This is a genomic window from Pseudomonas sp. R32 (assembly GCF_009866705.1).
GTDB classification, from domain to species: Bacteria; Pseudomonadota; Gammaproteobacteria; order Pseudomonadales; family Pseudomonadaceae; genus Aquipseudomonas; species Aquipseudomonas donghuensis.
The window spans coordinates 4,664,271-4,676,055 of the sequence record NZ_CP019396.1 but is presented as its reverse complement, the minus strand read 5'-3'; the positions used below and the strand labels follow the sequence as shown (position 1 = coordinate 4,676,055).

Annotated in this window: 9 protein-coding genes; all 9 read right to left on the bottom strand. The window is 64.6% G+C overall.

The features are described from left to right. Position 1 precedes the first annotated feature (1 nt). Positions 2–658, bottom strand: coding sequence for an alginate O-acetyltransferase AlgF (locus PspR32_RS21545; RefSeq protein ID WP_010220701.1), 657 nt, complete (start codon positions 656–658; stop codon positions 2–4). Between the two features lie 13 nt (positions 659–671). Continuing rightward, positions 672–1,829, bottom strand: coding sequence for an alginate O-acetyltransferase (locus tag PspR32_RS21540; protein ID WP_010220702.1), 1,158 nt, complete (start codon positions 1,827–1,829; stop codon positions 672–674). An 11-nt stretch (positions 1,830–1,840) separates the two neighbouring features. Further along, a complete protein-coding gene (locus PspR32_RS21535; protein ID WP_159389136.1) occupies positions 1,841–3,298 on the bottom strand; it encodes an MBOAT family O-acyltransferase in 1,458 nt (485 codons plus the stop codon). A 196-nt stretch (positions 3,299–3,494) separates the two neighbouring features. Next, on the bottom strand, positions 3,495–4,616 hold the full coding sequence (locus tag PspR32_RS21530; RefSeq protein WP_010220705.1) for a mannuronate-specific alginate lyase: 1,122 nt from the start codon (positions 4,614–4,616) through the stop codon (positions 3,495–3,497). A gap of 7 nt (positions 4,617–4,623) precedes the next feature. Next, positions 4,624–6,033: an alginate O-acetyltransferase gene (locus PspR32_RS21525; RefSeq protein ID WP_159389135.1), complete on the bottom strand. Its 1,410-nt coding sequence runs from the start codon at positions 6,031–6,033 to the stop codon at positions 4,624–4,626. Positions 6,034–6,046: 13 nt separating this feature from the next. Next, positions 6,047–7,612 carry a mannuronan 5-epimerase AlgG gene (gene algG / locus PspR32_RS21520; RefSeq protein ID WP_100782532.1) on the bottom strand — a complete coding sequence of 522 codons (1,566 nt, stop codon included), beginning with the start codon at positions 7,610–7,612 and terminating at the stop codon, positions 6,047–6,049. Positions 7,613–7,630: 18 nt separating this feature from the next. Beyond that, positions 7,631–9,112 (bottom strand): alginate export family protein, encoded by a 1,482-nt coding sequence (locus tag PspR32_RS21515; RefSeq protein ID WP_100782533.1) that lies wholly within the window; start codon positions 9,110–9,112, stop codon positions 7,631–7,633. Continuing rightward, positions 9,109–10,599 (bottom strand): alginate biosynthesis TPR repeat lipoprotein AlgK, encoded by a 1,491-nt coding sequence (gene algK, locus PspR32_RS21510; protein ID WP_232531779.1) that lies wholly within the window; start codon positions 10,597–10,599, stop codon positions 9,109–9,111. Before algK ends, PspR32_RS21515 begins: the two co-directional genes overlap by 4 nt. A gap of 7 nt (positions 10,600–10,606) precedes the next feature. After that, complete coding sequence (locus tag PspR32_RS21505) at positions 10,607–11,773, bottom strand: alginate biosynthesis protein Alg44 (RefSeq protein WP_159389134.1); 1,167 nt, start codon at positions 11,771–11,773, stop codon at positions 10,607–10,609. Between the last annotated feature and the right edge of the window lie 12 nt (positions 11,774–11,785).

Here is an 11,785-nt window from a genome sequence, read left to right as displayed (position 1 = left end):
GTTAACGGGTGGATACCGGGCGCTTGACCCAGACCGGCGACAGGTTGCTGCCGGAGCCGGTGACATACAGCACCGCCGCTTCGCCGCGCTCCAGAGCCACAGGCTTCAGGTCGCTGACTTTCTTGTCGCCTTCATACAGCGCCAGGCTGACCTTGACCGGATTGATCTCGCGCTCGCCACGGGCTTTGGCGGCGACCGGCTTGACCACTTCGGTCTTGCCGTCGGCGGTCTTCAGGGTCAGGGCCTGGTCACTGAGGTTCTGTACCCGAACCAGGGATTTCTGCTTGTTCCTGAACGGTGGCTCCTCGATCAGTTGCGGCTGGCCCGAAGCGTTGTTGACCAGGGTGTAGTAGTGATCAGCGGCGAGCTTGACCGGCAGGCTCTGACTGCCGACCTTGGCGCTGTAATCACCCTGGGGCATGAAGCTGAAATCACTGCTGCCCTGGGCGGCCACCGCGTTGATCTGGGTATTGCCGACGCTGGCGCTCACTGGCTGGGCGCTGGCGTTGTAGATGCGCACGAAGGTCGAGCCTTTCGGTGCGGTTGGGCCATACAGTGCGGCATCGGCGCCGGCGAAGGCTTGCAGCGACAGCAGGCTGAGCCCTGCGGCCAGGGCGCAGGCTTTGGCGATGCGGTGCTTTGGGGTATGCAAGGTCATGTGCGTTTCCTCTTCAGTTTTCCGTCCGATGGGACGACAGGGCCAGGTCTTGATTGGCATTGCGGGTTTTTTTCAGCTGCGCGATCCACTGCGGATCGAATGCGCTGAGGTCGTTTTGCATTGGCAGATAACGTTCCGGGAACTCCCAGATCAGCACTTGCGGCGCGCTGTTCTTGAAGGCGTCGGTTTGCAGGTACTTGAGCATCGGCAGCAGTGGGCCATGGCCGTCTTCGGCGTAATTGACCACGTCGCTGCGCAGCGCCTGTTGCAGGGCACCGAGGAAGTTCCAGTTGGGGTTGGCGCTGTAGCTGGTGCCGATCAGCGCCACCGGGATTTCGTTGTCGGCGAACAGTGCGTCGCCGTTTTCACCTTCAGCCTGGGCTGGGCGGGTGCTGCGTTTTTGCAGGGTGTCCGGCGGCGGCAGCAGGTTGCTGAACAGTGGGTCGAGCGGCAGGAAGTTGGTCAGGTCGCCTTTGTACGGCGCGCTCTGGCGCTGTTCGGTGACAAACTGCTGCGGCTCGCCGTTGAGCAGGGTCTGGCGCGCGACGGCGGCGGCCAGGTGCTGGGCGACCACTTCGGCGCCCAGCGGCGTCCAGTGGGTGTCGGTGCGCAGGAACACCTGGCCACGGGCCTTGGCCTCCTGCAGCGGCGCCAGCAGGTCGGGGGCGAACACACCGGCCTGGCGGGCCTGGGCGTGGAACTCGTTGTACAGGTCAGTGTGCAGGCTGGCTGGGGTCTGCTCGCCGAGGTACTCCGGATACAACCGCGCCTTGGCCGGCACGATCGCCAGCACCAACTGCACGCCGCGTTGTTGCAGGGTGTCGCGTACACCGCGAATCAGCGCGAGGTTTTCCTGTTCGAACTGGTCGCTATTGGCCACCGGCTTGAACTCCTCGTCACTGAACAGCCAGTGCTCGCGGCCCAGCACCACGCCCGGGCGGCCTTCGTTGAACAGCTTGAAATCCAGCGCCGCCCACAGGTTGGTACCGATGCGCTTGAGCGGGAACTGCTCGTCGTAGTGGGTCTCGGCGGCCTTGGCCAGCTTGCCGTCGAGGGCAGTCATTTGCGCGCTGCGCTGGAAGCTGCCAAGGCCGCCCAGCGACCACAGGCCCAGGCCCAGCAACAGGGCGAGGAACAGCAGGGCGTAGAGTTTGCGTAATGATCGGGTCATGGTCGGCTCGCTCAGAACTGGAAGTAGAGGAACGGCGAGTAGCTTTGCGCCGAGAGCTTGAGAATCGAGGCAACGAACAGCAGCAGCACCAGCGCACGGGTGGCGTACAGGCCCCAGTCCAGGCCCAGGCTGCCGTCGGCGTGGACCGCCACGGGGCTGGCCTTGGCTTCGGGCTTGGCGTTGCGGTAGAAGTCGCGCAGGCCGAAGTACGCCAGGGTCGCGTAGGCCAGCACCAGGGTCGCCACTTGCAGGCCGGTGAGGCTGGCGCGGTTGAGCTCCGACAGTTGCCAGTCAGCGAAGCTGAACATGGCGCCGTACATGCGTGCGGCGACGTGCAGGTTTTCGGCGCGGAAGATCACCCAGCCCATCACCACCAGCAGGAAGGTGAAGGCCCAGCGCACCAGGTTGAAGCGCTGCGGCGCGGCGTTGATGCCCAGGGCCCGCTCGATCGCCAGCCACATGCCGTGCCAGGCACCCCAGACGATGTAGGTGAAGTTGGCACCGTGCCACAGCCCGCCCAGGAGCATGGTCAGGAACAGGTTGCGGTAGGTGGCGAAGGTGCCGCCGCGGTTGCCGCCCAGGGTGATGTACAGGTAGTCGCGCAGCCAGGTCGACAGGCTGATGTGCCAGCGCCGCCAGAACTCGGTGATCGACTGGCTGATGTACGGCTGCTTGAAGTTCTCCATGAAGCGAAAGCCCATCATCAGGCCCAGGCCGATGGCCATGTCGCTGTAGCCGGAGAAGTCGAAGTACAGCTGCGCGGTGTAGGCCAGGGCGCCGAGCCAGGCGTCGCCGGTGGTCGGGTTCTGCAGGGCGAAGCAATGGTCGGCGACCACCGCCAGGGTGTCGGCGATGAACACCTTCTTGATGAAGCCCTGCATGAAGCGTGTGCAACCCTCGGAGAACTTGTCCAGGGTGTGGGTGCGGTGGTTGAACTGATCGGCCAGGTCCTTGAAGCGCAGCACGGGGCCGGCGATCAGGTGCGGGAAGATTGCCACGAAGGCGGCGAAGTCGATCAGGTTGCGGGTCGCCGGGGTGTCGCCGCGGTACACGTCGATGATGTAGCTGATCGACTCGAAGATGTAGAACGAGATGCCGATCGGCAGCAGCACGTGGGTGAGGATGAACGGCTCAAGCCCGAACGAGGTCATGATCGCGTTGAGGCTGTCGACGCCGAAGTTGGCGTACTTGAAGTAGCCGAGGATGCACAGGTCGACCGCCACGCCCAGCAGCAGCCAGCGCTGGGCCGGTTTGGTGCGCACGCCGGCGGCGCCGACTTTCAGGCCGATCCAGTAGTTCCACAGGGTGACCCCGGCGAACAGCGCCAGGAAGTCCACCCGCCACCAGGCATAGAACACATAACTGGCCAGCAGCAACAGGGCGTTGCGATAGCGTTGCCCGCTCAAGTAGTACAAGCCGAGAAAGATCGGCAGGAACAGGAACAGGAACACATTGGATGAAAACACCATCCCGATCTCTCCTTGTCGTTATCAGTCGGGGCAGCAGCCCCCCAAACCCCCCGTGAAACCTCCCGGGAGAAACCAGATCAAATCTTTGCCTTGCACCAACCCTGTGGGAGCTGGCTTGCCAGCGAGGCGTCGTATCTGACACACCGCGGTGTTCCGATCGCTGGCAAGCCAGCTCCCACAGGGACAATGCAGATCCTTACTTTTTCTGTTCGGCCTGCGGGTCATAGACCCGGGTCAGGTCGCCGCCCAGGCGGAAGCTCTTGAACGGCTGCATGTCGTGCTTGCGCCCGAGCACATCGCTGTTGCAGCGGTAGAGGCTGCACCAGGGTTCGAGCCAGGCGTACTTGCTGTCGATCTTCAGGTCATCCATGTCCTGCTTTTCACCATTCTTGGCCTTGAACGGGCTCGGGTCTTTCGCCCCCGCCAGCACCCGTTCACCCAGGCGCTTGAGCGCGCCGTTGTTTTCCGGGCGCACATCGACACCGTTGGCCTGGGCGAAGCTGGCGATCATCGCCAGCGGCGGCAGGGCATAGTTGTGGTAGGCCAGGGCACGTTGCTTGCGCTTGAGCTCGTTGGGCAAAAAGCCCTGGGCGTCGACCTGGTTGGCGGCCACCCGGTATTCCTTCAACGACCAGTCGAACAGGTCGCGGCGGTCAGTGGCCACGGCGGTCGCCATCACCGACCAGGCCGCCCAGTAGGAGTGGTTGTTGATCTTCTCCAGCGGCAGGTCGCTCCAGTCCTTGACCACCTGGTCGGCCAGGCGCCCGAACCATTTCTCGATCAGCTCGGCCTGTTGCTGGTGCGCAGCCAACGGCTGGGAGTTGGAGAACTTCAGGTGCAGCCAGGCCGAGCTCAGGCTGCCCAGCGCCCATTTGCGCATCGACTTGCCGGTGTGGTTGTAGTCGGTGGACATCAGCGCATTGGCGCTGGCCCAGCTGCTCAGCCACTCCAGGGTGCAGTCGAGCTGCTGCGGGCGGCCATCGCGCATGTACTGCATGACCTGTTTGCTGACCCCGCGCTCAAGGGTGGTGATGCTCGCGGTGGAATCGCGAAAGGCTTGTTCCGAGGCCTTGTTCAGGGTCGCGCGGGCTTTGTCCGAGCCTTCGTACTTGCTGCGAAACTGCAGCTTGCCGGTGTAGGGGCGGGGGATGGCTTCGCACTTGAAGTCGCTGCCGCCGCTCTTGAGTTTCTCGATCCCGGCGTAGTAACCCTGGGGAGGAACCAGCCCGGCGGCCTGCACGGCCGGGCCGAACAGGGCCAGGGCCAGCGCGAGCACCTTGAAGCCCGCGCCTACAGGGGATGTGCTGAATGTGTTCATAAGCACCTCACTTGCGTTTGCACAGCGTGGCTGCGACTTTCTGGCTGCCGCTCTGCGGCCCCTGAACTTCCACGGCGAGCAGGGTCTGGGCGGCCCAGTCCTCGTCCTCGCGCAGCTCGAAGGCAAAGCGGCCATCGGTGTCGGCGGTCTGCGGCTTCTCGATCTTCAGGTCCTCGTGGCGGCCGTTCATGTACCAGAGGGTGGCTTGCAGGGTCTTGACCGAGGTGTCCTCGAACTGGATGTCCAGTTGGTGACGGCCATTGGTCAGGTCCTTGATCACGCCGTTACGGCCGTTGACCATCAGCTCGTTCTTGCCTGGCTTGAGTGTGGTGCTGGCGCTCATCTGCGCGGGCTTGCCTGCGCAGCCGTTGTCGACCAGGGCGAGCATCTGCCGCCAGATGGTTTCCTGGTCCAGGCGGTACAGCGGCGAGAACTCCCAGATGAGGATCTTCGGTGGGTTTTTCTGGAACGCTTCGCTGCCCAGGTACTGGATCATCGAGCCTTCCAGGCCGCCGCCAGGGAAGGCGACGTTGAGCACGTCGGCGCCGATGTACTGTTCGAGAAAGCCCGAGAAGTTGTAGTTCTTGCCGCTGTGGCTGGTGCCAACCAGGGTGATCTGCGGGTTGCCGGAATCGCCGAACAGGTCGTCGCTGCCACTCTCGCCCTTGGGTTCGGTGACGAACTGGTCCATGTACTGCACCGCGTAGCTGGTGCCGCACAGTTGCCCGGCGACGTTGTGCAGGGTGCCGGTCTTGCCCATGCGCCCGGACTTGTGGCTTTCGAACTCACGCTTGGGCACCTCGGCGAAGGCCGCCATCTTGTGCACGCTGTCGGCGACGATCTTCGCCGCGCGCTCGGCGCCGTAGGGGGTCCAGTGCTGATCGCCGCGGAAGTAGAAATCCTTGCCCTGGTCGGCGGCGGCCAACTGTTCGTTGGTCAGCGGCGACAGGTCGGGCACGGTGTAGCCCATCTTGCTGAAGCGCCCGAGCATGGCCTGGTAGTTGTGCAGCGCCTTGGTGTAGTTGAAGGCGGCCTTGTCGGCGGGTTTGAGCATGTTGCGGTTCACCAGGCCACGGGTCGGCTGGTAGACGATCACCAGTTCCACGCCCCTGGCCTTGAACGCATCGTGCAACTGCTGCAGGCGGCGGTAGCCGGCCGGCGTGGTGTCAAACTCGGTGCGCAGGTCTTCGCGGGTGCGGAACAGCCAGTCGCCTTGGGCTTGTATCAGGGTGGTGAAGTTCTGCTGGTAGCGGGTGGTGTAGCGGCTGGCGTCGTGGGCCTGCGGGCACAGCTGGCAGCACGGTTCGGCGCTGAAGCTGGGTGCTTGGGCCTGCTCGGCCGACGCCTGGGCACTGATCGCCAACAGGGCGGCGGCAAGGCCGGAAAGGCTCAGCAGCTTGGTCAGTTGTGGTTGCATAAGATTGGCTTCCTCAGTCCAGCATTTCGGTCTGGCGCTCGACCGGATCGATCAGCACGGCTTTGCCCTGGCGCACCATCAGGTCGAGAATCTCGTCCTGGCGCTCGCCCAGTACCCCGGAAAAACTGATGCCGCTGGCCTTGCTCGGGGCCAGCATCGAGACCCGGTACAGTTCCACGCTCAGCGGCGAGTCGATCGACAGCGGGCCGCTGCCGTTGGCCGCCAGCTCACCGCCGACGACGATCAGCGAGACCTTGGTGTCGAACGGGTCGAGGGCGATGTCGCGGTCGGTTTCCGACAGGTCTTTGATGTGCCCGTACACGCCCACCAGGCCGTTGGCCATGGCGACGTTCTCGTACAGGCGGATGTTCACGCTGTTGCGCACGCGAATGCCGTGGCGGCGGTTGTTGATCAGCTTGTTGCCCCAGATCAGGTTGTCGCCGCTCTCGTACAGGGTGATGCCGTCGGTGTGGTTGCGGTAGATCTCGTTGTAGGCGATCAGGTTGTTGACGCTGTTACGGTCGATCACCACGCCCGAGAGCTTGTTGTCATAGCTCTTGTTGTTGATGATCCAGCTGTCGTTGACCTCGCGCGAGACGATGATGCCGTGCTTTTTCTTGGTCCCGTACACGGTGTTGCCGGCGATGATCAAGCGGTGCGAGCGGTCGTGGGGGTCGATGCCGTAGACGATGTTGTCGCGGTAGGTGCTGTCCTTGACCACGAAGTCGCTGGTTTCGTAGCAATAGAAGCCGTACCACATGTCGCTGAATTCGGAGCCGATGATCCAGCCGGTGGGTTCCGAACGGCCCATCTGCTTGGCCATGTTCGGCGTGTACTGGGAGATGCTCACGCCGTAGGACTTACTCTTGGCGTAGCCGAAGCTGGCCATCTTGCTGTTGACGATGTAGGTCTCGGTGCCGCCCCAGGACAGCAGGAACGGGCGAAACTCCTTGGGCGAGCGGAAGGTCGCCGGGCCGTTGTCCTGCTCGCGCCAGCCGGTCACCCGGGTATCGCTGACGAACAGCTTGCCGTCGTTGACGATGAACGCGCCGCCCTCCTGGGACAGGCGCAGTTCCTTGACCTTGGCGTCGATCTCGAGCACGCCTTTTGGCCCGACCACGATCGGCAGGCGCGCCAGGTACACGCCCGGTGCGGTTTCGCGCAGGTACTGGCTGGGCACCTGCTTGCTCAACTCGGTGAAGTCGACATGGCCGTCGTCGATGAAGATCGCCTGGGGGATGCCATGCTGGCGCGCCACCCATTCGGCCATCTTGTTGTCGCCGCCGATGAACTCCTTGAGGCTGTTTTCCTGGAGCATGCGCCGCACCGAAACCTTGCCCTTGTGGCTGCGGACGATCTTTTTCTGCACGGCATCAACGGTGTAGCCGGACAGGTCCGGCAGGGTCGGTGCCGGGATCTGCAGCGGCTCGATCGGCGCGCTGCTGACGGTGTAGGTCTTGGCCTGCTGCAGCTCCTTGGCCACCGGCGTCGGCGCCTGGCCGTTGGCCAGGGCGATGCTGCTGGCCAGCAGCAGGGTGCCGGCCAGCAGGGCATGGAGCGTGTTCGGAGGAAGGCTCATTTCATTGCACCCCAGGCGTCAGAAGCGCCAGATCACGTCGACGAAAGCGCGGTGCATGTAGGAGTCCGCTTCCTTGCCATAGGCATCACCGGGCTTGAACACGCCGCCACGAAAGCGCACCAGCGCCGACGGCTCGTCGATCGACTGGCTCAGCGAGGCCGGTAACAGGCCTTGCTTGAAGTACTTGGTGACCACCAGGTCCATCTCCTGGCCGAGGTCTTTCTCGCCCTGGACCAGCGGCCGGTTGATGCCGTTGTCCTCGACCACGGCATTGATGCCACTGCTGCCGATGTTCTGGTCGCCATCGACGCGCCAGAACTTGTGGTAGATCAGGCTGGCGTCGTAGTCGTCGCGCAGTTGCCAGGAGGTGAACAGGGTCGCCGCCTGTACGTTGCCCAGCTCGCCGCGGAAGGCTTCGCCAAAGCGATGGACCCGCGAGCGGGTGCCGGTGAAGTTGGAGCGGTTGCTCTCAAGGCCGGTCTGCTCGTAGTTGCCCGAGCCATCGCTGCCACCGCCGCCGCTGCCGCGGGCGTAGGCGGCACCGACCTGCCAGTTGGGATCCAGGCGCAGGCGGACACCGAGGTCGGTGGCCCAGGCATTGACGTCGCCACTCTGTTTGCCGCTGGCCACCTGCTCGCCGTTGACCGTGGTGGTGTTGAGCCTGTCGCGATCGCCGGTCAGCCAGGTCATGCTGCCCCAGTAGTTGACGCGGTTCTGGTTGCGCCAGTTGTAGGCGTCGCTGTTGGCTTCCAGGCCCAGCCAGGTGAGGTCGCCGGTGCGGGTCTTGTCCAGGGCATCGACGGTTTCGCCCGGGTTTTTCAGCTTGCCGTCGTCGTGGCTGTGGTGAGCGCGCAGGCCGACCCAGTGGCCGGGTGTCCACTGCGTGGCGACGTCGCCGTAAACGTGCAGGCGGTCCTTGTCTTCCGGGGCCAGCTCGGTGAGGTCGGTGCGGTACTCGCTGAAGCGCTCGGCCACGCCCAGGTTGGCGCGCAGCAGGGTGGTGTCGAAGGTCCAGTTCAGCGCTTCGATATTGGTGTCGCGCCACATGCCGTCGTCGTTGCGCAGGCGCTGGCGGCCGAAGCGCAGCTGCTCGCCGGGGTAGGCGGTCAGGCCGCTGTAGCCGACCCAGAACTCACGCATGGCCAGGTAGTTTTTGTCCGCTTCACGGCCATTGGTGCGGCCGCTGTCGGCCTCGGCCTGGTCACCGGACTGGCGCAGGGTGTCGGTCTCGATGATGTCGGTAGCCGCCACCGCCTGGCCCATGGCGAAGGCGCTCCAGTTGCCGCGCTCGCCGTACACCCAGGGGCGCAGGTCCAGGCCCAGGCCGTTGACGTCGCCGCCGGAACGGGTGCCCAGGTCGCGGTCGTCTTCGGACTGGCCGGTGATCTTCACGTCCAGGCCGAAGTTCTTTTCAGCAGTCATCGCTGCCAGGGTCGGGCAGGACCAGAGCAGGGCAAAGCCCAGGCCTACGCCTGCTTTCATCCACGGATTGAGTGTCATAGGGAGTCCTCGCCTTGTTCGGGTTGCGCTTGCAGGGCCAGGGCAGCGGGGCCCATGGCGCCACGGGCCTGGCGTTCTTGTTGCAACAGGCGTTGAGCCTGGGCCTTCTGCGCCGGGGTGAGTTGCTGATCGAGTTGGGCTGCCAGCTCGCGTGACTGGTCGCTGGGATTGGCTTGTGCCAGTTGGCTGAACACCCAGGCGTTGACCAGGTCCTGGCGGATGCCGTGGCCTTCGCTGAACAGCTGGGCCAGGGCGTAGTCGGCACTGAGCTGGCCGCCGCGGGCGGCGCTGAGCAAATGATCGACGGCTTTTTGCGGGTCGACATTGCCCAGGTAGCCACGGCGGTACAGCTGGCCCAGGTAGTAATGGGCGCTGACTTCGCCGGCGTTGGCGGCGCTGAGCAGATGGGTTTCGGCTTTCTGCGCGTCGGCCGCTACAGTCTTGCCTTCGTAGTACAGGCGGCCCAGCAGCAACTCGGCACGCGGCTGTTCGGCGGCGCGGCCCTTGTCGATGTACTCCATCAGCGTGTCGGTGTCGCCAAGCTCGGGGAAGTCATAGAGCAATTGCGCCAGGCTGACCCAGGAGCCGGGGTTGACCGGCGCCACCTGCTCAAGCAGGGCCTGGGCGGTTTTCTCGTCGGTCTGGCCGAGGCTGCGGTCGGCCAGTACGCGGGCAACGCTGTCGACCCGGGTGGCGGGGATCGCGCCATGCTGGTAGGCACTTTTCAGCTGTTCGATCAGTGCCGCCCGTTGCTCGGGCTGGGCGCGTTTCTGGTAGACGGTGGCCAGTTCCACATAGCAGATGTCGGTGCTGCTCAGCGCGGTCTTGCAGATGCGCTCGACCTCGTCCAGGTGCTGGTCATAGGTGTTCTGGGTGCGGTACAGCAGGACCTGGGCCAGGCCGGCTTCGGGGTAACCGGCGGCACGCCACTTATCGATCTGCTGCTGGGCGTTGGTGCCGGGGAAGCTCTGCGGGTATTGCAGGTAAAGCATCGCCAGCGGGATCAGGGTATTGCCCTCGCCATTGGCGAAGGCTTTTTTCAGCAGGGTTTCGGCTTCCTGGCGCTCGGCTTCGGTAGCGTCCGGCTTGGCGGCCAGCAGGCGTCCGAGGCGGGCTTGGGCACGCGGCGAGATATCGGCGGCAGCGCGGTAGGTGGCCTCGGCCTCCTTGAGCTTGGCCGGGTCGCGGGTTTCGATCTGGATATCGGCCAGGCCTACCTGCGCTTCGCTGTAACCGAGGTCGGCGAGCTGGCGGTAGTTCTGCTCGGCCAGGGCGGTGTCACCGCGCTTGAGCGCCTCGTTGGCCAGGCGCTGGTCGGGCAGGCCGGCACAACCGGCCAGGCTGATGGCCAGGGCCAGGCTGCACAGACTGAGGATATAGCTCGACCCCTGTGGGAGCCGGCCTTGCCCATTGGGGCTGCTGCGCAGCCCATCGCCGGCAAGGCCGGCTCCCACGCAGGGGGTGGCAATCTTGGTGTTCACCGGCATGTCTCCCTTAGAGCCCACGGGCCACGGCTTTATCGATCAGCCAGTCCAGCGACGGGCCACGGTTGCTGTCCACCGCCACCGGGCGGCCGGCCAGTTCGCTGGGCAGTGCACCCTCTGGCTTGATCTGCACGCGAATATCCGAAGACAGGTCTTCGCTGTTCAGGCTGGTGCTGCTGACGATCTCGCCCTTGCGCCAGTCGCCTTCACCGGCGATCTGGAAGTTGACGCGCGAGCCTGGTTTGACGTCGTCGAACTGGCGATAGCTGAAGCGCGCTTCAATGGTCGGATTGCTGGTGCGCGGAATCAGTTGGAAAATCACCTGACCCTTGCTCGCGTACTGGCCGTTATCCACCAGTTGGCGGGCGACCACGCAATCACAGGGGCTGGTCAGGGTGCCGCTCATCTGCTTGCCGAACAGCTCCTCGACCTTGGCCGGCTCCAGCTGCTGGTCATCCAGGTGGCCCTTGAGCATGTCCAGCATGCTGGTGCTGAACGAGGCCAGCGGCGCGCCCTTGACCACCTGGCCGCCGTTTTCCACCAGGCCCTGCACGGTGCCGTCGCGCGGCATGGTGACGTTGCTGGTCGGCACGCTGACCACCCCGGCCTGGGCATGGCTGACGAAGTACAGGCCATACACCGACTTGGCAATAAAGCCGAACGCCGCCACGCCGACCACGAACACGCCGAGGCTGAAGGTCACTGCGCGCAGGCGGCCGAACGCGCTCATGCCGCCGCTGGCATCCTTCTGTTTGCGCGCCTTGGTGAAGTTGTCGCGCTGCAGGGTGCTGAGCACATCACCGATGGTGATCAGCTCGCCGGACAGGTGCGAGGTGATGATGTGGCGCAGGGTGGCGATGTCACGCGGTTCGAGGTTCTGGAACTGCACGCCGGTGCGGCCGCTGGACGGGTCGAAAGAGCGCACCTGGATCTCGATGTCCATGGCCAGGCCGAGCTTGTCGACGGTGAACTGCAGGCGCCCGCGCAGCACTTCGCCAACCTTCAACGGGTGCTTGGCGTGGAAGCTCAGGCCGCCGGCGGAGAGGTCGTCGACCTTCACTTCCAGGGTTTCGCGGTTCCCCCCCAGGTAGCGCAGCTTGGCCGGGATGCGCACCCGCGCGTGCTGACGCTGGGCTTCGGACTCATGCACGACATTGACGTTGACGGCGGTATTCATGGCGATTTGTTC

Coding starts and splice junctions, on each gene's coding strand:
- PspR32_RS21545 (WP_010220701.1), bottom strand. CDS start 658: ATGACCTTGCATACCCCAAAGCACCGCATCGCCAAAGCCTGCGCCCTG.
- PspR32_RS21540 (WP_010220702.1), bottom strand. CDS start 1,829: ATGACCCGATCATTACGCAAACTCTACGCCCTGCTGTTCCTCGCCCTG.
- PspR32_RS21535 (WP_159389136.1), bottom strand. CDS start 3,298: ATGGTGTTTTCATCCAATGTGTTCCTGTTCCTGTTCCTGCCGATCTTT.
- PspR32_RS21530 (WP_010220705.1), bottom strand. CDS start 4,616: ATGAACACATTCAGCACATCCCCTGTAGGCGCGGGCTTCAAGGTGCTC.
- PspR32_RS21525 (WP_159389135.1), bottom strand. CDS start 6,033: ATGCAACCACAACTGACCAAGCTGCTGAGCCTTTCCGGCCTTGCCGCC.
- algG (WP_100782532.1), bottom strand. CDS start 7,612: ATGAGCCTTCCTCCGAACACGCTCCATGCCCTGCTGGCCGGCACCCTG.
- PspR32_RS21515 (WP_100782533.1), bottom strand. CDS start 9,112: ATGACACTCAATCCGTGGATGAAAGCAGGCGTAGGCCTGGGCTTTGCC.
- algK (WP_232531779.1), bottom strand. CDS start 10,599: ATGCCGGTGAACACCAAGATTGCCACCCCCTGCGTGGGAGCCGGCCTT.
- PspR32_RS21505 (WP_159389134.1), bottom strand. CDS start 11,773: ATGAATACCGCCGTCAACGTCAATGTCGTGCATGAGTCCGAAGCCCAG.